This is a genomic window from Vibrio sp. 99-8-1, from assembly GCF_013114595.1.
Classification (GTDB): domain Bacteria; phylum Pseudomonadota; class Gammaproteobacteria; order Enterobacterales; family Vibrionaceae; genus Vibrio.
This window is the reverse complement of record NZ_VTXE01000013.1, coordinates 59,908-82,414: the sequence shown is the minus strand read 5'-3', so window position 1 is coordinate 82,414 and position 22,507 is coordinate 59,908. Positions and strand designations below refer to the sequence as shown.

20 protein-coding genes are annotated in these 22,507 nt (G+C 42.5%); 17 read left to right on the top strand and 3 right to left on the bottom strand.

The window, feature by feature from the left end:
* The first annotated feature begins 163 nt into the window (after positions 1 to 163).
* Positions 164 to 1,885: an ATP-binding cassette domain-containing protein gene (locus F0227_RS09250; RefSeq protein WP_171752951.1), complete on the top strand. Its 1,722-nt coding sequence runs from the start codon at positions 164 to 166 to the stop codon at positions 1,883 to 1,885.
* Between the two features lie 177 nt (positions 1,886 to 2,062).
* Here the strand turns inward: F0227_RS09250 and rne are convergent, their stop codons facing one another.
* Positions 2,063 to 5,059 carry a ribonuclease E gene (rne, locus tag F0227_RS09245; protein ID WP_171752909.1) on the bottom strand — a complete coding sequence of 999 codons (2,997 nt, stop codon included), beginning with the start codon at positions 5,057 to 5,059 and terminating at the stop codon, positions 2,063 to 2,065.
* Positions 5,060 to 5,688: 629 nt separating this feature from the next.
* Between rne and rluC the strand changes: the two genes are divergently transcribed.
* Positions 5,689 to 6,633 (top strand): 23S rRNA pseudouridine(955/2504/2580) synthase RluC, encoded by a 945-nt coding sequence (gene rluC / locus F0227_RS09240; protein WP_171752908.1) that lies wholly within the window; start codon positions 5,689 to 5,691, stop codon positions 6,631 to 6,633.
* 94 nt (positions 6,634 to 6,727) lie between these two features.
* Here rluC and F0227_RS09235 read toward each other — a convergent pair whose 3' ends face one another.
* Positions 6,728 to 7,312 (bottom strand): nucleoside triphosphate pyrophosphatase, encoded by a 585-nt coding sequence (locus F0227_RS09235; protein WP_171752907.1) that lies wholly within the window; start codon positions 7,310 to 7,312, stop codon positions 6,728 to 6,730.
* Positions 7,313 to 7,458: 146 nt separating this feature from the next.
* Here F0227_RS09235 and yceD point away from each other — a divergent pair, with 146 nt between their 5' ends.
* The 13 genes from yceD (at position 7,459) to F0227_RS09170 (ending at position 18,003) form a co-directional block, all read left to right on the top strand.
* Entirely contained in the window at positions 7,459 to 7,983 is a 525-nt protein-coding gene (gene yceD / locus F0227_RS09230) for a 23S rRNA accumulation protein YceD (RefSeq protein WP_171752906.1), read from the top strand.
* A 33-nt stretch (positions 7,984 to 8,016) separates the two neighbouring features.
* Positions 8,017 to 8,187, top strand: coding sequence for a 50S ribosomal protein L32 (gene rpmF, locus F0227_RS09225; protein WP_171752905.1), 171 nt, complete (start codon positions 8,017 to 8,019; stop codon positions 8,185 to 8,187).
* A gap of 9 nt (positions 8,188 to 8,196) precedes the next feature.
* Complete coding sequence (gene plsX, locus F0227_RS09220; protein ID WP_171752904.1) at positions 8,197 to 9,222, top strand: phosphate acyltransferase PlsX; 1,026 nt, start codon at positions 8,197 to 8,199, stop codon at positions 9,220 to 9,222.
* 5 nt (positions 9,223 to 9,227) lie between these two features.
* Positions 9,228 to 10,184 (top strand): beta-ketoacyl-ACP synthase III, encoded by a 957-nt coding sequence (locus F0227_RS09215; RefSeq protein ID WP_171752903.1) that lies wholly within the window; start codon positions 9,228 to 9,230, stop codon positions 10,182 to 10,184.
* Positions 10,185 to 10,239: 55 nt separating this feature from the next.
* Positions 10,240 to 11,163 carry an ACP S-malonyltransferase gene (gene fabD, locus F0227_RS09210; RefSeq protein WP_171752902.1) on the top strand — a complete coding sequence of 308 codons (924 nt, stop codon included), beginning with the start codon at positions 10,240 to 10,242 and terminating at the stop codon, positions 11,161 to 11,163.
* 13 nt (positions 11,164 to 11,176) lie between these two features.
* Entirely contained in the window at positions 11,177 to 11,914 is a 738-nt protein-coding gene (fabG, locus tag F0227_RS09205) for a 3-oxoacyl-ACP reductase FabG (RefSeq protein WP_171752901.1), read from the top strand.
* 165 nt (positions 11,915 to 12,079) lie between these two features.
* The gene (acpP, locus tag F0227_RS09200) at positions 12,080 to 12,313 is read left to right on the top strand and encodes an acyl carrier protein (protein WP_004406112.1); all 234 of its coding nucleotides are present in this window, start codon (positions 12,080 to 12,082) and stop codon (positions 12,311 to 12,313) included.
* Positions 12,314 to 12,409: 96 nt separating this feature from the next.
* Entirely contained in the window at positions 12,410 to 13,651 is a 1,242-nt protein-coding gene (gene fabF, locus F0227_RS09195; protein WP_171752900.1) for a beta-ketoacyl-ACP synthase II, read from the top strand.
* Between the two features lie 171 nt (positions 13,652 to 13,822).
* Positions 13,823 to 14,626, top strand: a complete 804-nt coding sequence (gene pabC, locus F0227_RS09190; protein WP_171752899.1) for an aminodeoxychorismate lyase — start codon at positions 13,823 to 13,825, stop codon at positions 14,624 to 14,626.
* Positions 14,623 to 15,639 carry an endolytic transglycosylase MltG gene (gene mltG / locus F0227_RS09185; protein ID WP_171752898.1) on the top strand — a complete coding sequence of 339 codons (1,017 nt, stop codon included), beginning with the start codon at positions 14,623 to 14,625 and terminating at the stop codon, positions 15,637 to 15,639. The genes pabC and mltG overlap by 4 nt, the downstream gene beginning before the upstream one ends.
* Positions 15,636 to 16,271, top strand: a complete 636-nt coding sequence (tmk, locus tag F0227_RS09180) for a dTMP kinase (RefSeq protein ID WP_171752897.1) — start codon at positions 15,636 to 15,638, stop codon at positions 16,269 to 16,271. The genes mltG and tmk overlap by 4 nt, the downstream gene beginning before the upstream one ends.
* Positions 16,250 to 17,245 carry a DNA polymerase III subunit delta' gene (gene holB, locus F0227_RS09175; protein ID WP_171752896.1) on the top strand — a complete coding sequence of 332 codons (996 nt, stop codon included), beginning with the start codon at positions 16,250 to 16,252 and terminating at the stop codon, positions 17,243 to 17,245. Before tmk ends, holB begins: the two co-directional genes overlap by 22 nt.
* Positions 17,236 to 18,003: a YchF/TatD family DNA exonuclease gene (locus F0227_RS09170; protein ID WP_171752895.1), complete on the top strand. Its 768-nt coding sequence runs from the start codon at positions 17,236 to 17,238 to the stop codon at positions 18,001 to 18,003. The genes holB and F0227_RS09170 overlap by 10 nt, the downstream gene beginning before the upstream one ends.
* Before the next feature lie 292 nt (positions 18,004 to 18,295).
* On the opposite strand, the gene ptsG is transcribed toward F0227_RS09170, so the two are convergent.
* Positions 18,296 to 19,684, bottom strand: coding sequence for a PTS glucose transporter subunit IIBC (ptsG, locus tag F0227_RS09165; RefSeq protein WP_171752894.1), 1,389 nt, complete (start codon positions 19,682 to 19,684; stop codon positions 18,296 to 18,298).
* 603 nt (positions 19,685 to 20,287) lie between these two features.
* On the opposite strand from ptsG, the gene F0227_RS09160 reads away from it, so the two are divergent.
* A complete protein-coding gene (locus F0227_RS09160) occupies positions 20,288 to 21,007 on the top strand; it encodes a response regulator transcription factor (protein WP_171752893.1) in 720 nt (239 codons plus the stop codon).
* Positions 20,997 to 22,493, top strand: coding sequence for an ATP-binding protein (locus F0227_RS09155; RefSeq protein WP_171752892.1), 1,497 nt, complete (start codon positions 20,997 to 20,999; stop codon positions 22,491 to 22,493). The genes F0227_RS09160 and F0227_RS09155 overlap by 11 nt, the downstream gene beginning before the upstream one ends.
* Positions 22,494 to 22,507: the final 14 nt, after the last annotated feature.

Below are 22,507 nucleotides of genomic sequence, written 5' to 3'. Positions count from 1 at the left end.
GTAATCAATGTTAATTTTTTTGATTTGTTTTTCTAAGCCGTCTTAACATGCTATAGCTATAAGATGGCTTTTTATATGGACGTCCATTTTGTCATCCCACTCTTTTATAGAAATAAATACTAAGTGGCTGCTTAGTGAAGCGCGCAAGCATAAAAAAACACTTATTTTTGCCAATTGCGTAGCTCTGTTGGCAGCGCTCATCAGTATTCCAATTCCTTTATTGTTACCTTTGCTGGTTGATGAAGTGTTGCTGGGGCAGCCAGCTGGCGGCTTAGCATTCCTTAACCAGTTATTGCCGCAAATGTGGCAAACGCCTCAAGGCTACATCGTGTTGGTTCTGATTATGGTTATCGTTATGCGCGTGACGAGTCAGGCCCTGAATATTCTTCAAACACGTCAATTTACTTTGATATCTAAATCGCTAACCTGTTTTTTACGTCAACAGTTATTGAGTAAATTGGGCCGGATTAGTATGCGCCAATATGAAGAGCGTGGCAGCGGTGCATTGACCTCCCATCTGGTGACAGACATTGAGACGATAGATAATTTTATTAGTTCTAGCTTAAGTCGTTTTGTCGTTAGCGTACTGAGTACCATTGGTATTTCTGCTGTGCTTTTTTGGCTGGATTGGAAGCTAGCGTTGTTTATTGTTTTGCTTAATCCGGTGATTATCTATCTGTCAAAAAAAATGGGGCAGAAGGTAAAAGTTCTTAAAAAGAGAGAAAACCAGTCATTTGAACGCTTTCAGCAACGCCTGGTTGAGACACTGGATGGCTTATATCAGTTGCGAGCATCCAACAGAGAGCGAGAGTATTTACATCGCTTACAACAAGACTCCGAGGCCATTCGTAAAGACGCTGACAGCTTTGCTTGGCAATCAGATGCCGCCAATCGGTTGTCGTTTTTGCTGTTCTTGCTTGGTTTTGAAATCTTTCGCGCCGTCTCTATGGTTATGGTGTTGTGGGGAGATCTTACCGTAGGGCAAATTATCGCAGTGTTTGGTTACCTGTGGTTTTTGCTGTCGCCGATACAAGATTTGCTCAGTATTCAATATTCTTGGTTTAGTGCCTCTGCGGCGATGAAGCGGTTAAATGTGATACTGCAGTTAGAGGAAGAACATAAAACCCCAGTAACTGTTAACCCATTTGAAAAGAACGGTTCATTTGATATTACTATTTCAAATCTACAATTTTCATACAATGAAGAGCGCAAGGTTATAGACGGCTTAACTCTACATATTCCTAAAGGAAAACGGGTGGCACTTGTTGGCGCCTCGGGAGGTGGGAAGTCTACGCTTATTCAGCTGTTACTTGGTATCTACCAAAAAGATGCCGGGGAGATATTCATTAATGGTCATCCAGTAGAGAATGTCGGCTACGATAATTTGCGGTCAAAATTGGCGGTGGTGTTGCAACAACCGATGATATTCAACGATACGCTAAGAGAAAACTTAACACTGGGTGAAGATATTGATGATGAACGGCTGTGGCACGCTCTACAAGTTGCGCAGTTAAAAGAGTTTGTGTTGGGCTTAACCGAGCAGTTAGATTCGGCTTTAGGTCGACAAGGTGTCCGGTTATCTGGTGGTCAACGGCAGCGGCTGGCCATTGCGAGAATGGTACTGGCTAATCCAGATTTTGTCATTCTTGATGAGGCGACATCTGCATTAGACACGACAACAGAAGCAGCGTTACATTCGGCACTCAACCAGTTTTTGGATGGCAGAACAACATTAATTGTGGCGCATAGGTTATCTGCGGTGAAACAGGCGGATCTTATTTATGTGCTGGAAGATGGCAAGGTGATTCAGTCGGGGCAGCATCACGAACTTGTGAATACTGAAGGGCTATATCAGACTCTGTATGGGTCGCTTCAAGCGGGGTAATCATTTAATCCTGCTGCCCATTTAAGATATCTTAAGGGTTTATATAAAGCGAATTGTCTATTTGTTTTTATGTCGTCGAGCTTTTGTAGCGGTGAGGAACAGATAAAAAAAGGCCAGATAGTGGTTAACTATCTGGCCTTTTTAATGTTACTTAACGTAATGTTGCTTAACGTTCGTTTAGTTGAAGTTAGGCTTAGTCATCGCTGCAGAAGCTTTGCTTGTGGCAACTTGACTACCCGCGCCTTTCGCTAGATAGCTATCTTGGCGTAAAGGTGCAGCGACCACGTCGATCTCTTTAATTTCTTGAGGACCAGGGGCTTTTGTCATCGCTGAGCTTGCATGTGCCTTAAGCTTAGCGGGTTTAGCTTTGCTTACGGATTTTACTACAGCTGCTTTAGCAGCCACTTCTACTGGTGCAATGTCAGCTTTAACTTCTGCGACTGGCTCACTGACCTCAGTCACTGCTGCTTCAGCAATAACTTTCTCAGAAACCGTTTTCTCAGAAATAACAGGTTCTGAAACCGCAGGTTCGGTAGTTGCAACTGTTTCTGAAACGATGGACTCTGAGGCTACGGCCTGTGGAGTACTCGTTTCTGCCACAGCAGGTTTAGTTTGCTCAACCGTTTTTTCTACCACGTGAGTTTCAGCTGTCATTGGTGTGTCGATAATATTTTCATCAACAGCTTTCAAGATGATCACTTTACCCATTGCCATTTCAGGACATGAGAAGCCACCTAGTGCCAATGTTTCTACGTTAGACTTTCTGTTACGTGAACGATCTTTACGTTTCGGTTTCGCCAAGTCATATTTAGGCATCACTTTACCCATTGCCATCTCAGGAGAAGCAACCCCACCTTTACGTAGGCGGAATGGGTTTGGTCTGCGATCACGACTACGACGACGACGCTGTCCGCTGGCGCGTAGATGACGAGGAGAACGACGACTGCGACGTTTCCCTTCTTCTTTCTCTACTTCAGGTTTCTGAACATCGACACTTGGTGCGATAGGTTCGTCAACGGCAACAGCGGTAATATTCTCTTGCTCATTTGACTGACTGTTAACGCGCACTTGCTTTTTAAGCTGACGACGTTGGCGGCGCTGTTTCACTTGAGCCGTTTTTTCTTCTGCTGGTGATTCAGTCTGCGCGTCTTCAGCTAACTGTTTTCCTTGAGCCGCAAGTTTAGAGTTGTTCTTATTGGTTCTCTTATCTTGCTTAGGTTTACGATTTTGCTCTTTACGAGGATCTTGTTTATCCGTAGAAACTTGTTCGCCATCAGCTTGATTAGGCTTACGTTTATTACGGCTGTTTTGATCTCGGTTACCTTGCTCACGATTGCCGTCACGGTTGTTGCGACGACGGTTATCGTTTCTATCACGGCGATTGCGATTATTACGATTATTTCGTGGTTTCTCTTCTTTAACTTCTTCTTTAACTTCTTCTTCAGCGCCAGAGAACATTTTGCCTAACGCGGTTAAGAAGCGAGAAATCATACCCGGCTGGCTTGGTTCTTTCTTCGCGGCAGGTTGAGGAGCTGGAGTCGGTGCTGGCGTTGGAGCTGACTGCGCAGGACCGGCAAAACCTTGTAGTGCTGGTTCTTCGATCTTACGAGGCTTAATATCAACTTCTTCTTGCTCAGCCGCTTCTGCTTCTTTTAGTGCTTCTAGTTTCTTCGGTACTAAATAAGAAAGCAGCTCTTGCTCTTCACCTTCACGAATACGAATAACCTCAAAGTGAGGTGTTTCCATGTCCGAATTAGGCACAATAATGATTTTCACATTTTGTGACTTTTCAATGTGGTTAATTGAACGACGTTTCTCATTGAGCAGATACGAAGCAATGGCCACAGGTACCACTGCCATGACTTGAGAACTGTTGTCTTTTAGTGCTTCTTCTTCAATAAGACGAAGAACAGATAGCGCTAATGACTCATTATCACGAACGACACCTGTCCCCATACAGCGAGGGCAAATATGGTGGCTTGCTTCCGCTAAAGAAGGGCTCAAGCGCTGACGCGACATTTCCAACAATCCAAAGCGAGAAATACGACCAATCTGAACACGAGCACGGTCCATACGTACCGCTTCGCGAAGACGATTTTCAACTTCTCTTTGGTGACGTACTGGCGTCATATCGATAAAGTCGATTACCACTAAACCACCTAAATCACGCAGACGTAACTGACGTGCAATCTCATCGGCGGCTTCTAGGTTGGTATTTAGAGCTGTCTCTTCAATATCTCCACCTTTTGTTGCTCTGGCAGAGTTAATATCGATAGACGTTAACGCTTCTGTTGGGTCGATAACAATTGAACCACCAGAAGGAAGACGAACTTCACGCTGGAATGCTGACTCAATTTGAGTTTCGATTTGGTAATGGGTAAACAGAGGAACGTCGCCATCGTATTTTTTAACGCGGTTTAAAAAGTCAGGACGTACAAATTGTATATGCTCACGTGCGCGTTCATAAATACTGTTGCTGTCGATCAGTATCTCACCAATATCACGACGTAAATAGTCACGAATAGCACGTACAATAACGTTACTTTCTTGGTGAATTAAGAAAGGAGCAGGCCTTGAATCTGCCGTTTCTTTGATCGCGCCATAGCGATTTAACAGTAAGTTTAAATCCCACTCTAACTCTTCAGCACTTTTACCAACACCCGCAGTACGAACAATTAAGCCCATGCCTTGAGGAAGGTCTAATGTACTTAGCGCCGCTTTTAGTTGAGTACGCTCATCACCTTCGATTCGACGAGAAATTCCGCCTGCACGAGGGTTATTTGGCATCAATACTAAATAGCTACCAGCTAGAGAGATAAATGTGGTTAAGGCTGCACCTTTGCTACCGCGCTCTTCTTTTTCAACCTGTACAATTACTTCCTGACCTTCTTCAAGCACTTCTTTAATGCTTGGGCGGCCTTGGTAGGTATAACCTTTAGGAAAATAATCGCGGGCGACTTCTTTAAGAGGGAGGAAACCGTGTCGTTCTGCACCATAGTCTACAAATGCAGCTTCTAAACTTGGTTCAATACGAGTGATACGTCCTTTGTAGATATTCGCTTTTTTGGATTCATGTCCAGGACTTTCGATATCAAGATCGAATAGTCGCTGTCCATCGACCAAAGCAACACGCAACTCTTCTTTTTGAGTTGCGTTGATTAACATTCTTTTCATTGTAGAAATTCTCGTTGTCTTTTCTTTATTTTAGTGTTTTTACTTGTCGCTTCGCGTCGTTACTAATGGTGTCAGATCCCATGGTTTAATCGTTGCAACCTCACGGCTGGAAGGGATGCTCGCGGACACTCCAGTCATCAGGAGTTGTTTAACCCCTGATCCACATTTTAAGTGGTAAATACTCAACATTAGTAATCGGTGAGTAGTGCGACAAGCAGCTCTATTCTTAATGTCTTACGCCATATGCTGCATTTTGATATAAAGCCATCTACTCATTTTCGCTTATTACGGAAAACTAAAAAGTTCAAAATATAATCAATTTATCCGTTATAGGAGTGAACTATAGCAGTGAAGGGGAAATTCAGCAATCTGCTTTGTTATAAACAGGCTGTTTTTTGAAGTTTGCTAAAAATGGCATCATCATAACTCTTTGTTATTTATCTTAAAACTTAGCTGTTGATAACATTTGTCCAATTTTAATCCCAAATTTTATGCACAACTCATTCTGATAAGCTTATCAATCCGCTTTTTACTGTTTTTGCTACAATTAATGTTGAAATTATTTCCCTTTATTGCTTGTTGCTAAGAAAAAGTAAGTATTCCTGTTTTTGAGTGTTAGAATAGCTGCTATGACAGAGATAAAAACCCAAGTGAAATTTGTTGATATTGACGCTGATATGGCGGGACAACGGATCGACAACTTTCTTAAAAACCAATTGAAAAATGTACCTAAGAGTTTGATTTATAGAATCATTCGTAAGGGAGAAGTGCGCGTAAATAAGAAGCGGGTAAAAGCTGAATATAAGTTAGAAGCCGATGATATAGTACGCGTGCCACCAGTAAAAATTGACCAGAGCAATACACCTGAAGCACCAAGCACAAAACTCAATAAAGTCGCAGAATTAGAGCAGTGCATTATTTATGAAGATGAGCATTTGCTTATATTAAATAAGCCATCGGGTACTGCGGTTCATGGTGGAAGTGGATTAAAGTTCGGCGCTATCGAAGCGTTGAGATCTTTGCGTCCTGATGCTCGCTTTTTAGAACTGGTGCATCGAATCGACAGAGACACTTCTGGAATTTTGTTGGTAGCTAAAAAACGCTCTGCACTAAGACATCTACAAGCTCAGTTTAGAAACAAAACAGTACAGAAGTACTATTTTGCTTTGGTGATGGGGCAGTGGAAGGCAAGTTGTAAGGCGATTAATGCGCCTCTGCTAAAAAACGAAGTGAATAGTATTGTGCGTGTTAACTCTAATGGCAAAGCCTCAGAAACACGTTTCAAAATTATAGAGAAATTTAAAGAAGCGACCTTAGTTCAAGCTAGCCCAATCACCGGTCGTACGCATCAAATTCGAGTGCATACTCAGTATGCCGGACATCCTATCGCATGGGACGATAGGTATGGCGACCGACGTTTTGATGCTTATACGGGTGCAGTAGGATTAAATCGCCTATTTTTACATGCTGCACATATTAAGTTTGTCCACCCCGCAACAGAAGAGTGGATGGAAATAGCCGCTGAAATGGAAGACAAACTAAACAACGTACTAAGTAAGCTGGATAGAGATTAACTCTGAACGACGAGTAAATCGTGTGTTGCCAACAGTAAGCAGTTTGTCTGCTGTTGGCACCATTCAATTTGAAAACAGACCCTAGTTTAGGAAATTACTGTAATATATCGATGCCTTGCTGCTCTAGCATGGTAATCAGCGTTATTAATGGTAAACCGATGAGGGCGTTTGGATCATCCCCTTCAAGTTTGTTAAATAAAGCAATACCTAACCCTTCACTTTTAAAACTTCCTGCACAGTCCAGCGGTAACTCTTTATCAATATAACACTCAATTTTTTGCTGAGTTAATTGGCGAAAGTGAACTCGAAAAGTATCTAATTGCTGCTGATATTGTTGTGAATGAGTGTTGTAAAGCGCTAAGCCTGTATAAAAGGTAATGATTTTACCACTGGCGGAGGTTAACTGTTCGATCGCTTTCTCTCTGCTATGCGGTTTACCAACGATATTTCCATCTATCACACACACTTGATCAGAGCCAATGACGAGCGATGGTTTATCGAGTGAACAACTTTGAGCTTTATTAAGAGCTAAACGCATCACTAACTCTTGTGGCGTTTCGTTTTCCAATGGCGTTTCATCACATTGTGGAGCGGCGACAGAAAATGGAATCGAGAGTTTATCCAAAATGGATTTTCTATAGCGAGATGTGGATGCCAATACCAAGTCTAATTGAGTCATAATCGTGTGTTAATGGTTACGTGTAGCTTAGCAGGATAGCGAGATCGTCGTGATTGGTAAACAGGGATATCTATGCTAAGAAAAATAGTAAGTTTTTAATCTTTTTCTTTGACTCAAGACGATTTGAAAGATAATATTCGCGCCCTATGCAAAAAGTAAAAATACCGCGCTCGGTTGATCCTGCTAAGACAGCTCAAAAGCGACTTGATTACAATGGTATCATTCAAATCAGTCTTTTTAAGCGATTAGCTGAATCAGTTGTCAGCGTAAAACGCGACGCAGAAGTCTCATTGTCATTTGAGCTTGATGAACAGCGATTAGTCGTTATCTCTGGTAAAGCTAACGTCGAAGTCGATTTAGAGTGTCAACGTTGTAATGAAGTTTTCGCACATCAGTGCGATGTCCAATTTACTTATACTCCCTATTATAGTGAGAAAAGTGAAGAAGAAGCACCGGAAGAGTACGATTTGGTAGATCTGAACGAGTACGGTGAAGTAGACCTCATACAATTAGTTGAAGACGAGTTCATTTTAGGTTTACCTCAAATTGCGATGCATGATGAAGCGAACTGTAGCGTTAACTCAAACAACTTGGTATTTGGCGATCTTCCTGAAGAAGTTGAGGAAGAAAAACCGAATCCCTTCGAAGTTTTAAAGAACTTAAAACGATAAGTCGTTTAAAGTTAGGACAAAGGAGTAGGGTCAATGGCCGTACAAAAGAGCAAGAAATCACGTTCAATGCGTGGCATGCGTCGTTCACACGATGCGCTAACTACAGCAGCAGTATCTGTAGACGCAACTTCAGGTGAAACTCACCTACGTCATAATATGACAGCTGACGGTTACTACCGTGGCAAAAAGGTTATCAATAAGTAAGGTTAACCTTTGCAAACTATTACCGTTGCACTTGATGCAATGGGCGGGGACTTTGGTCCTCGCGTAACAGTGCCTGCCGCCGTGCAGGCATTGTCACATTTCCCAGAGCTAAAAGTGATCCTAGTTGGTGATCAATCTTCGATCACATCTCAACTTACCCAATTAGGACAGTCACCGAATCAACGTTTGGCTATTCAGCATAGCGAACGTATTATTGCCAATTCAGAAAAACCCTCTTTAGCCTTACGTAACAGTGATGGCACATCCATGCGTATTGCGTTAGATCTTGTTGCCGATGGTGGCGCTGATGCATGCCTTAGTGGTGGCAATACCGGGGCTTTGATGGCCCTTTCTCGTTTTCGACTTAAATTGCTTCCCGGCATAGAGAGACCAGCATTGGTGTCTGCTCTACCTACCGCACAGGGTAGGAAAACCTGGATGTTAGATTTAGGGGCCAATGTGTCCGTGGACGCGGATACTTTATTCCAGTTTGCCGTGATGGGCAGCGCGCTGGCACAAGAGCATTTATCTTCTCCTCCTAGAGTGGCAATTCTTAACATTGGTGAAGAAGAGATAAAAGGCAATGACTTGGTAAAACGTTGTGCAGAGATGCTCAGCCAAACAAAATCCATTAACTTTACTGGTTACATTGAAGGCGATCAGTTATTTCATGATGCTGCTGATGTGGTTGTATGTGATGGCTTTGTCGGCAATGTCTGCTTAAAAACCTCGGAAGGGGTTGCCCATCTGTTTTTAGGCAAGCTTAAAGCTCATATGATGGCGTCAAGTTTTAAAGGTTGGGTAGCAAGAAAATTGTTTTCAGAGTTATTTAATGAGCTAAAAACCCTGAACCCCGACCAGTATAATGGCGCAAGTTTGTTAGGATTGCGCGGCATTGTGATAAAAAGTCACGGAAGTGCAGATGTTACTGCTATTATCAATGCTATTGGTGAGGCGGTACACGAAGTCAAAAGACAAGTACCAAGCCGTATTAGCGATCGCTTAGAAGCGGTTTTACTCGAGAGGCATTATTAGTCTTCATGTTTAGTAGAATTTTAGGAACAGGCAGCTATCTGCCATCTCAAGTGCGTTCAAATGCAGATTTAGAGAAAATGGTAGACACCGACGATGCGTGGATTGTCGCAAGAACGGGTATCAAAGAACGTCGTATTTCAGCTCCAGACGAAACTGTTGCCGATATGGCTACCATAGCGGCGCAAAATGCGATTGATATGGCAGGGCTAGACAAAGACGATATTGATATGATTATTGTCGCGACGACCAGTGGTTCACACGCATTCCCATCTGCTGCGTGTCAGGTTCAAGCTAATCTTGGGATTAAGCATTGTCCTGCATTTGATATGGCTGCCGCCTGTTCTGGTTTTGTTTATGCGCTTTCAGTGGCTGATCAACACATTAAATCGGGTATATGTAAAAATATTCTTGTTGTTGGCTCAGATACACTCTCTAAAACCTGTGATCCAAGTGACCGTTCTACCATTATTTTATTTGGTGATGGTGCTGGTGCGGTTGTTATCTCTGCCAGCGAAGAGCCAGGTATTTTATCGACTCACATCAATGCTGATGGTCGCTTTGGCGAACTACTCAGTCTGAGGTATCCATCTCGCCGCAATCAGGAAGACATCAATACGTGGCTTCACATGGCGGGAAATGAAGTGTTTAAAGTGGCGGTTACCCAATTGTCTCGCTTAGTAAAAGAGACATTAAAAGCCAACGGCATGGATAAGTCGGAACTCGACTGGCTCGTTCCTCATCAAGCCAACTACCGTATTATTTCAGCTACGGCGAAAAAACTGTCACTGCCAATGGAACAAGTGGTTGTAACGTTAGATCGTCACGGAAATACCTCGGCTGCAACCGTGCCAACGGCATTGGATGAAGCGGTTCGAGACGGACGAATTAAACGTGGTCAAACGGTATTGTTAGAAGCGTTTGGTGGCGGCTTCACTTGGGGCTCTGCACTAATTAAGTTTTAGATGAGTTGAGAAACAGCTCCTCTTTTCATTATTATTTGCTTAAGGAAATAAAGCTATGAGCAAGTTTGCTATCGTATTCCCAGGCCAAGGCTCTCAAGCCCTAGGTATGCTTGCGGAGTTAGGTGAACAATTTGAAATCGTGAAACAGACCTTTGCTGAAGCATCGGAAGCGCTGGGATACGATTTATGGGCATTAATTCAACAAGGCCCGGTAGAAGATTTAAATGAAACATTCCGTACTCAACCTGCACTGTTAGCGTCTTCTGTTGCTATCTGGCGTGTATGGCAAGAGCAAGGGCTGGCACAACCTGAAAATTTGGCGGGTCACAGCCTAGGTGAATACTCAGCTCTGGTTTGTGCTGGCGTATTAGATTTTAAACAAGCGATAAAATTAGTTGAGATTCGTGGCCAGTTAATGCAAGAAGCAGTTCCAGCAGGTGTTGGTGCTATGTATGCCATCATTGGTTTGGATGACGCAAGTATCGCTAAAGCGTGTGAAGAGGCAGCGCAAGGTGAAGTGGTTTCTCCGGTAAACTACAACTCACCTGGGCAAGTTGTGATTGCAGGTAATAAAGCGGCTGTTGAACGAGCTGGTGCTCTATGTAAAGAAGCGGGCGCTAAGCGCGCATTACCGTTGCCTGTGTCTGTTCCATCTCACTGTGCTTTAATGAAGCCAGCGGCAGAAAAGCTTGCCATTGCATTGGAAGAGATTGAAGTAAAACCAGCGCAGATCCCAGTGATTAATAACGTTGATGTTATTGCTGAAACGGATCCTGCCAAAATTAAAGATGCGCTTGTTCGTCAACTATACAGCCCAGTACGTTGGACTGAGGGTGTAGTGAAAATGAACGAGTCTGGAGTAGAAAAACTGTATGAACTTGGTCCGGGCAAAGTATTGACTGGTTTGACTAAGCGAATTGTTAAATCTATGACAGCTGCTGCGGTTAATGACCCTGCTGGCTTTGATGCTGCAAAATAAGTGTGAGAAACAGATGAATAATCTTGAAGGTAAAATTGCGTTAGTAACCGGAGCCAGTCGTGGTATTGGCCGTGCTATTGCGGAACTTCTTGTAGAACGTGGTGCCATAGTTATTGGCACGGCTACTAGTGAAAATGGTGCAAATGCTATTAGCGAGTATTTGGGCGAAAATGGTAAAGGTTTGGCCTTAAATGTGACTGAACCTGAATCAATACAATTAGTATTGAAAAAAATCACTGATGAATTTGGTGGTTTAGATATTCTGGTTAATAATGCAGGTATTACCCGCGATAACTTGTTGATGCGTATGAAAGATGACGAGTGGACAGATATCATGGATACTAACCTGACGGCGATTTTCCGTCTTTCTAAAGCAGTTTTGCGTGGAATGATGAAAAAACGTAACGGGCGTATCATTAATGTTGGTTCTGTTGTTGGTACTATGGGCAACGCTGGCCAAACCAATTACGCAGCAGCAAAAGCAGGTGTTATTGGCTTCACTAAATCTATGGCGAGAGAAGTCGCTTCTCGTGGTGTGACGGTAAATACTGTTGCACCGGGTTTTATTGAAACCGATATGACAAAAGCACTGAATGATGAGCAGCGTGCTGCTACATTATCTCAAGTGCCAAGTGGTCGCTTGGGTGACCCACGTGAAATCGCAGCAGCGGTTGCATTTTTAGCTTCTCCAGAGGCCGCCTATATTACTGGCGAGACGCTTCATGTGAATGGCGGAATGTACATGGTTTAAATTTATGCGTATTTATGCATGATTTAAGTCAACTTTAGTAAAAATTTCAGTTAAAATCGTGAAGATTGTGGTTTGACCAGCATGGTCAGTCTTGCAACTTTTTATAGTTTGAATAAACTACGGAAAAACGTCGCATAGTGCGAAGTCTGTAAAGGAAAAGAAAAAATGAGCAACATCGAAGAACGCGTAAAGAAAATCATTGTTGAACAACTAGGTGTAGACGAAGCTGAAGTTAAGAACGAAGCTTCTTTCGTTGATGATCTAGGTGCTGATTCTCTAGACACTGTTGAGCTTGTAATGGCTCTAGAAGAAGAGTTCGACACTGAAATCCCAGATGAAGAAGCTGAGAAAATCACTACTGTTCAAGCTGCTATCGACTACGTAAACAGCGCTCAGTAATAGTTCTCTCCCAGGCGGTCGCTCTAGACCGCCTGAGTTTTATCTAAAATTCTTTTATCCTCACTTATCATTTATTCAATCCCGGAGAGTAAAATCGTGTCCAAGCGTCGTGTCGTTGTCACTGGCATGGGTATGTTGTCACCGGTAGGTAACAGCGTAGAATCTTCATGGAAGGCCCTGCTAGAAGGTCAAAGTGGTATTGTAAATATCGAACACTTTGATACATCCGAATTCACTACTCGTTTTGCTGGTTTAGTTAAAGACTTTAACAGCGAAGAGTATATGTCCAAAAAAGATGCTCGTAAGATGGATCTGTTTATCCAATACGGCATTGCTGCAGGAATACAAGCGCTAGATGATTCAGGCTTGTCTGTCACAGAAGAGAGTGCAGCACGTGTTGGTGTTGCGATTGGCTCAGGCATTGGTGGCCTAGGTCTGATCGAAACAGGTCACGCTGCGTTAGTCAATAAAGGTCCCCGTAAGATCAGCCCATTTTTTGTGCCTTCCACAATCGTCAATATGATCGCTGGTCATTTGTCGATCATGAAGGGTTTACGTGGCCCTAATATCGCTATTTCTACCGCTTGTACTACAGGTTTACACAATATCGGCCATGCTGCTCGTATGATCGCTTATGGCGATGCTGATGCGATGGTGGCAGGTGGTGCAGAGAAAGCATCGACGCCATTAGGTATGGGTGGTTTTGCTGCCGCTAAAGCTCTTTCTAGCCGTAATGATGAACCGCAAAAAGCGTCTCGCCCTTGGGATAAAGACCGTGATGGCTTTGTTCTTGGTGATGGAGCTGGTGTAATGGTACTTGAAGAGTACCAACACGCTAAAGCACGTGGCGCTAAAATTTACTGTGAAGTGGTTGGTTTTGGAATGAGTGGTGATGCTTACCATATGACAGCGCCGAGTGAAGACGGCTCTGGTGGTGCGTTAGCCATGGAAGCTGCGATGCGCGATGCTGGTATTACTGGCGAGCAAATCGGTTATATCAATGCTCATGGTACCTCTACCCCTGCTGGTGATGTGGCTGAATTGCGTGGTGTTAAACGTGCAATCGGTGAAGAAGCAGCGAAAACGGTATTAGTATCATCAACCAAATCTATGACGGGTCACTTATTGGGTGCCGCAGGTTCGGTAGAAGCGATTATTACGGCAATGGCATTGGTTGATCAAATTGTACCGCCAACCATTAACTTAGATAATCCTGACGAAGGTTGTGATCTAGACTTAGTGCCTCATACTGCTCGTAAAGTCGATATGGAATATGCGCTTTGTAACTCGTTTGGTTTTGGTGGCACAAACGGTTCGTTGATTTTTAAGAAAATCTAACCAAGTTTCCCTATCTGTTGATGAAAGAACGGCCGATTAAAAATATCGAGCCGTTTTTTTTTGCATAGAGTAGGCGCATTTTCTGTTAACATTAGCCGCTGTACAAAATCGACCAGCGGCTGCTTAGTTAAAGTATTGGCTAGCGGTCTGTAGCCAATAGGGTAGAAAGGAATGATTTGGGTAAATGGAGAACCATCAGCCACAATTCCTGCGGATGATCGTTCATTTCAATACGGTGATGGTTGTTTTACCACCATACTAACCGCCACAGGAGAGCCTCTCGATTGGGCGCTACATACTCAGCGGATGCAATCTTGTTTGGATCTGTTAAATATTGCGTCGCCGGACTGGGAGCGAGTTAAGCTGTGGGTAGAGAAGGCAGCTAGTTCAGCATTAAGGGCTGGTGTAAAGTTGCATGTTAGCCGAGGCAGTGGGGGACGTGGATACAGCCCGACAGGCGCACATAATGTGGTGGTAACCATTAGTTCGTTTGCTTATCCTGCACACTATCTTAACTGGCAGCAACAAGGTGTCAGCCTTGGCATTTGTCCATCGAGGTTAGGTCACTCACCATTATTGGCGGGCCACAAGCACAATAACCGTTTAGAACAAGTACTCCTTAAAGCTGAAGCCGACAAGCTTGGTCATCAAGACGCGCTGGTGTTAGATATTCAAGATAATGTCATTGAAACAACAATGGCGAATCTTTTTTGGCTAAAAGATGAAGTGCTATATACCCCAAATCTCTCTTTATGTGGAGTAACAGGTATCGCTCGTTATAAAGTGCTGCAAGAGGCTAAAGCGATAGGTTTAACGGTTAACGTGGCTGATTATGTTTTGGCTGATATTTTGGCGGCTGACGAAGTATTTATGAGCAATGCTTTGTTGACGGTTGCCCCCATTATTAATATTGATCATCAAAGCTTCGTTATAGGAAGCAAAACACGATATTTTCAGGAGACGTTAACTTCGTGATTAAAAAAATTACACTACTTTTGCTGCTGGCTGTGTTACTTGCAGGCGGCGGTTATCTTTTTGTCAAAAAGCAGACAGAAGAGTATGCCAATCAGAGTATACAAATCACTGAAGCCACCATCATTACCATTAAAAGTGGTAGCAGCTTTTCCTCATTACTTAAGCAGTTAGAGCAACAGAGTTGGATTGTAGCTAATCAGTACTCGAGTTTGCTGCGTCGTTTTCAGCCGGAACTGACTCATATTAAGGCGGGCACTTTTCTCATACAGCCGGAGATGACACTGGCTGATATGCTGTTGTTTATCGCCAAAGGCAAAGAGCATCAATTTGCCATTACGTTTGTAGAAGGTAGCCGATTTACCGAATGGCGTGAAAGCTTGAAGCAAGCTGAATATTTACAACAGAAAATTGAACAATTAACAGAGCAAGAGATAGCGGAACGGTTAGCAATACCGCAGAAGAAGTTAGAGGGGCTATTTCTTGCTGAGACCTACCATTACACTGCTGGTATGTCTGATTTAGATATTTTAAAACGAGCACATCGAGATTTAAAAGAGGTGCTGGCGGCTAGCTGGGATGGACGCCAAGAAGGGTTACCTCTAGCATCAGAGTATGAGGCGCTAATTTTGGCGTCCATTATTGAGAAAGAAACAGCAATCGAGTCTGAAAGAGCCACTGTATCCTCTGTCTTTATCAATCGTCTAAAACGAGGCATGCGTTTGCAAACGGATCCTACGGTTATCTATGGCATGGGTGATAAATATAACGGCAATATTCGCAAAAAAGATCTTCAAACTCGTACTGCGTATAACACCTATGTTATTAATGGATTACCACCAACGCCCATTGCCATGGTGGGTAAATCATCCATAGAAGCAGCACTCCAGCCTATTAGCAGTAACTACCTCTATTTTGTTGCCAGTGGTCTTGGTGGTCATGTGTTTTCGAAAAATTTAAAAGATCATAATCGTGCTGTACAACAGTACCTAAAACAATTAAGAAAGAAAAAATGAATAACGCCAAATTTATCGTTGTAGAAGGCCTTGAAGGGGCTGGAAAAAGCACCGCCATTGCTGCTATTAAAGAGACATTATCTCAGCACGGTATTTCCAATATTGTTAATACTCGCGAGCCGGGCGGTACTGTGTTGGCCGAAAAAATGCGAGCCTTGGTAAAAGAGGAGCATGAAGGCGAAGTTCTGCAAGATATGACGGAACTGCTTCTTATTTATGCCGCTCGGGTACAACTGGTGGAAAATGTGATTAAACCCGCGCTTGATAAAGGGCATTGGGTTGTTGGAGATAGGCATGATATGTCTTCTCAAGCTTATCAGGGTGGAGGTCGCCAAATTGACCCTAAAGTGATGAGTAATCTGAAGCAAGCAACACTTGGCGCATTTAAGCCAGACTTTACTCTTTATTTAGATCTCGACCCTCGATTAGGGCTTGAGAGAGCGAGAGGCCGTGGTGAACTAGACAGAATAGAAAAGATGGATATCAGCTTTTTTGATCGCTCTAGAGCTCGATACCTAGAGTTGGCAGCCAATGATGACTCAGTAAAAGTGATCGATGCTAGCCAGAGTATTGAGCAAGTAGAAGCGAGCATATATCAGGCCTTGAACTTATGGTTAAAGGACAACGGGTAACTTCCTTTATGCAAAATGTCTATCCTTGGCTAGAGCCGGTTTGGTTAAAATGGCAGAACTTGAGTGAAACAGACTCTGTTTCTGGTGCGATGCTTTGTAGTGCGCCAAAAGGAACGGGGTTATCTGAGTTAGCTAAACATTTTGCGCACACGTTAGTGTGTAGCCATTCGACATCTGAACCATGCGGTTTTTGTCACTCTTGTGCGCTTACTCAATCAGGAAATCATCCTGATGTGCATTGGGTTGTTGCTGAAAAATCGGGTAAATCTATTACCGTAGACCAAGTTAGAGAATGCAATAAATGGGCTCAGCAGTCATCTCAGCTTGGCGGTAAGCGAGTCATTATTATCTCTCCTGCTGAAGCCATGAATGAGTCTGCGTCTAACGCATTACTAAAAACCCTTGAATCGCCCTCGGAAAACTGTGTCTTTTTACTACTGACGACCAATAAGAATGCTTTGTTGCCAACCATTATAAGTCGTTGTCAGAAATGGCAGGTCGCTCAGCCAGATATAGAACAAGTTTACTTATGGCTCAAGTCGGAAAGTGATGTAGAGATCAACCACACCGGTATTCGTCTTAACAATTACGCACCGTTACAATCGCTGCAATTTTTTGAAAGTGGCCAATATCAACATTTTTTAACGTTGCAACAGGCACTATTTGATCTGCTTGCCGGTGATAGTTGTCACTATTCATCTATTTATCTCCTGCTTAAGGACGATTTTTTAGCACGTTTAAATTGGCTGGCGATTATTCTGTCAGATATCCAGAAAAGGCACTTTGCTATTGAAGAGATAGGTCTGTGTTCCCTTAGTAAAGAGTTGATGACCGTTGTTCCTTATCAATCGGCTTACAAAGCGTCAACTGCTCTAGCTGAGTTAACTCATCAGTTCACTACTTTTTCTGGTCTCAATCAGGAGTTATTGCTCACCAATTGGTTAATAGAACTTCAAGAGGACTTATGTTCGTAGATTCCCATTGTCATCTCGATAAGCTTAACTATGAGTCGTTACATAGCGACGTGAATGACGTTATAAGTAAAGCACAACAGGTGAAGGTTACAGAACTGCTGTCTGTTGGCGTTACATTAGATGCATTCCCTGCCATGATAGAAATGATTGAACCGCATAGTAATGTTTATGCTTCTTGTGGGGTTCATCCACTGGACGTGGAAAGCGATTTTTCATTGCAGATGTTAGAAGAGTACGCCAATCATAGTAAAGTTGTGGCGATCGGTGAGACCGGGTTGGATTACCATTATCAACCTGAAACTGCTGTGTTACAAAGAGAACGATTTGAACAGCAAGTAGCTCTGGCGGTGAAACTGAATAAACCGCTGATTATTCATACTCGTGATGCTAGAGAAGATACATTAGCAATACTTAGAGAGGGTAATGCGCAGAACTGTGGCGGCGTTATCCACTGTTTTACCGAAGATATGGCATTTGCAGAGCAAGCGATGTCGCTCGGTTTTTATATTTCTATCTCAGGTATTGTTACTTTCCGACAAGCGACGCAGCTCAAAGACGTTGTAAAAGCACTGCCGATAGAACGCTTGTTAATTGAAACGGATTCGCCTTATCTGGCTCCCGTTCCTCATAGAGGAAAGCAGAATCAACCGGCTTATGTTGTTGAGGTTGCTCAGTATATTGCTCAATTGAAAAATATCTCTCTTACAGAAGTTGCACAAAAAACGACTGACAATTTTAGAAAATTGTTCTTATCCTAGAGTGATTATGTTTTCAATCAATGCTTGAACTCATGGCGATAAACTCTCGCTAAACAACTATCTAGGGTCTGTTACTTAAAAATATAGCCGCGACGTAAATCGCGGTTTTTTATTTTTTGATACTACAGTTTTTTGATAATTCACTTATTAAAATCGGTTTTCTGTATATTGCATTAATGAGTAATATTATATTTTTTATTTCCCATATAAATAAAAGCCCAAGTATAAATAATACTTGGGCTTATAATTTAAAAGACCAGTTATAGGGATACTGGTCTTTTATTATTTCAAATTAAGCAAGTGCTTCCATTTGACCTTTGATAATCTCTGAGTGAGTACCAAATACCGCTTGGAAGTTATCACCTTTAACAAATACACCTGCAGCACCAAGTTGTTTCAGTTTATCTGTATCAACTTTAGAACCATCATTTACAGTAACACGTAGACGAGTGATACATGCTTCTAGGTCTTTGATGTTCTCTTTACCACCAAATGCCGCTGTGATGTTCATAGCAAGCTCATCGCTGCTTGTGTCTGCTTGTACTTTTGACTCGCTTTCATCTTCACGTCCTGGAGTTTGAAGATTAAAGGCTTTAATCAAGAACACAAATACTGTGAAGTAGATTGCAGCATAAACAAGACCAACAAGAGGTAGCATCCAACCGTTAGTTGAGTGACCGAACAGTAGCGTGAAGTCAAATAGACCGTGGCTGAAAGTAGTACCGTGCTTGATACCAAGAACAATCATTACTACGAAAGCAGAACCCGCAAGTAGAGCGTGAACAACATATAGTAGAGGCGCAACGAATAGGAACGCAAATTCGATTGGTTCAGTAATACCAGTTAGGAATGATGTTAGAGCAGCAGAGCCAAGGATAGAAGCAACCAGTTTTTGCTTATCGCTTTTCGCTGTTACATACATTGCTAGACACGCAGCAGGTAGACCAAACATCTTGAACATGTAACCACCAGCTAGGTTACCAGCAGTTGGGTCACCAGCAAGGTAGCGAGGGATTTCACCGCGAACAACTTCACCAGCTGCTGTTGTGAATTCACCAACTTCATAGAAGAAAGGTGCGTTCCAGATGTGGTGTAGGCCGAATGGGATTAGAGAGCGTTCAACAATACCGTAGATACCAAAGGCTACTTCTGGAGACTGATATGCAGCCCACTCAGAGAATAGAGCGATACCTGCACCAATTGGTTGCCATACAACCGCTAGGATAGCAGCAACAATACACGCTGCTAGAGAGGTGACGATAGGAACAAAACGTTTACCACCGAAGAATCCTAAGTAAGTAGGAAGCTTGATAGTGTGGTAGCGGTTAAAGAGTTCGGCCGCAACCAGACCCATAATGACACCACCAAATACCCCAGTATCAGTACCTTCTGCAACAACACCCAATACGCGAGTCATTGTTAGGTAACCTAGTGCCGCTGCTAGAGCCGCTACGCCATCATTTTTTGTAAAACCAAGAGCTACACCGATTGCAAACAACAGTGCCATGTTTGCAAACACACCCAGACCGGCCTCGGTCATTACTTGTGCTACGATTTCAGGTAAAAACTTAGCAACTTCTGAGTTACCACCAATACCGAGTAAAATACCAGCTGCAGGCATACACGCCACAGGTAGCATGAGGCTGCGCCCCATTTTTTGCATAGTACTAAAAAAGTCCATATAACCCCCGTTATAACTTTCTGAGATAATAATAAAATGTGTTTTTGTTAATTACTTATCAAAAATGTGGATATAACTATTGTTAGTAATTAATTAAATAATAGTTGGCATATTTATATAGTCCAAAAATAAACTTTCTTATTTATTGAAGGTTTCTTTTTAGATTTCTTTAAATGAATATGTTCACCGACTGAGAATATAATAGTGGTTCTTGAAATATTTTTTCGGGTCGGTGGTCACGCTGGATGTAACAAAAGGTAACATAGCGCAATGCGACGGTAATAATGTGGTAAATTTAGGTTATAGGGTGAAATTACGCATTTTTATACAGAATGATATTCCAGTTTTGAGATGTTTTAGTTATTTATCATGCTCATTATAGTGAATAATGAGGTTTATATGGCAAGGTTAGCGGATGGTTAGATTAGGTAGTTTGTCTTGTCGCTGACGAAAGCATAAGTAATGATTATACTCAAGTGACCTCAAGGTGCAGGATTCAGAGTGGCATCAATAGGGTCAGTTTAAGAAAGATAATCGAAGGAATGGCATCTCCTTTCGAGATTATCTATATAATTTGTTGACGCATTGGAGGAGAACATAAGCATGTATGCAAAGAAACGAATTCTAGTTGTCGATGATGATCAGGAAATTCGTGAATTACTCGATGAGTATTTGACACGAGCAGGATATACGGTTGTCTTAGCCTCTGAAGGTGAAGAGATGAAACGCCACTTATTAGAAGGGGAGCCTGATCTTATTTTGTTAGATGTAATGCTGCCTGGAGAAGACGGTTTCTCCCTTTGCCAGTATATTCGTCGTTCTTCTAATGTGCCTATCATTATGCTTACGGCTGTTTCAGATGAAACCGATCAAATAGTGGGTTTGGAAATTGGTGCGGATGATTATGTGGCAAAACCATTCAGTCCTCGTCAATTAACCGCCAGAATTAAAGCCATGCTACGGCGTACTCGTGCAGTGGAAGTGCCTAAAGCGAAACCGCAGCGCATTACGTTTTCAAACTGGACTCTCCATGTCCGTACTCATACGTTAACGGATATAGATACCGGCAATGAAATTGAATTGTCGGGTAAAGATTTTACTTTGTTGATGTTGTTCCTAGATCATCCTAACCAAATTTTAGATAGAGACAGTATTTCGCAAGTGATGAAGGGACGTAATGCACTGCCGACAGAACGAGGTTTAGATGTGCAGTTAAGCCGACTTCGTAATCAACTCGGTGATAGTGGTAAAAAACCTAAATTGATTAAAACCATGCGTGGTGATGGCTATATATTGGCGGCGGATGTCATATATGACAGTTAATGAGCCTATTCATTGGCTAAAAACCGCGTATCAAGCGAGCAAAGAGCGTTTAAGGCGAATCGTTCCGCGTTCATTGGTGTCTCGTACTCTTTGGCTTACGTTACTCTCTGTTATATTTGCTCAGCTTATTGCTACGGCTATTTGGTATACCCAATCTAAATATCGGGAACTAGAAGGGTTAAAATCGACCTCTATAAGTATGGCGAATAACTTTGCGTCAACGGCAAATTTTTTTCAGTCTTTACCACAACAATATCGTCATATTGTTCTGGACCAATTGCGGAATATGGGTGGCACGCGGTTTTTTGTCTCTTTCAATGAAGAAGAGATTACGATCGATCCTGTAGCAAATAATGAGATGAAACGTACGGCCATTGAGGTGTTCGAAACTATATTGATGGAAAAATTACCGGGCCTAAACCAAATTAATGTTCAATTTTCTCTGCCGGATAATTTACATGTTCTTAGTAACGATACCTTACTCAGCGATCTTCCTAAATCGTGGGCTCATTATACCTTGAGTTTAGAGCCTCTTAATCCACCAATATTGGTGGTGCAAATTGAACTGGCAAAGAATGAGTGGCTCTATATTGCAGCATTACTTCCTTCACCGTATGTCATGCTGGAAGATGAAGTGCTCTCTAATCAACAAGTATTCTTTATCCTGTTTATTACAGCACTATTGATGACCTTAACTTATTTTATGATACGCCTGCAGGTTAAACCGCTAAAACGTCTTGCACAGGCTGCGAATGCGCTAAGTATGGATATTGATCAACCTCCGCTAGTGGAAGAGGGGGCATCGGAGTTAGTGACGGCAACACGAGCTTTCAACCGAATGCAAATGCGACTTGGAAGGCATATAGAGGACAGAGAAAGGCTATTTAGTGCTATTTCTCACGATTTAAAAACACCCATTACTCGCCTTAGAATACGTTCAGAGTTAATTGAAGATGACCAGAGAGGTTTAAAATTTAATCGAGATCTGGATGAGTTGGAATTAATGGTAAAAGGCGCGTTACAAACCGTTAAGGATACTGATATTCATGAGAACCTGGATGAAGTTGATTTAGTGGACATGATAGAGGGCATAGCAGAGCATCATAATCGTGATAGAGAAAATGTTCAGATCGCGTCGGTTGATGCGCTTCCATTTGTATGCAAACCATTAGCATTAAAACGTTGTTTGACCAATATTATTAATAATGGCGTCAAATACGGAAATGAAGTCAATATCGTGTTAACAAAGTCGGATGACTCAGTAGAGATTATTATTGATGATAAAGGTCCGGGGATCCCAGACACGTTAATCGAAGATGTTTTTAAGCCCTATTTTCGCTTGGCAAAAGATGATGAAGGGCATGGTCTGGGTATGGGGATCGCGAGAAGTATTGCTCATGCCCATGGCGGGGACCTAACCATATGCAATTTACAACAAGGGGGCTTACGAGTTTGCGTTAGCCTCCCTATTGCAGCTGTACGTTAGCTCGTAGTTAAATG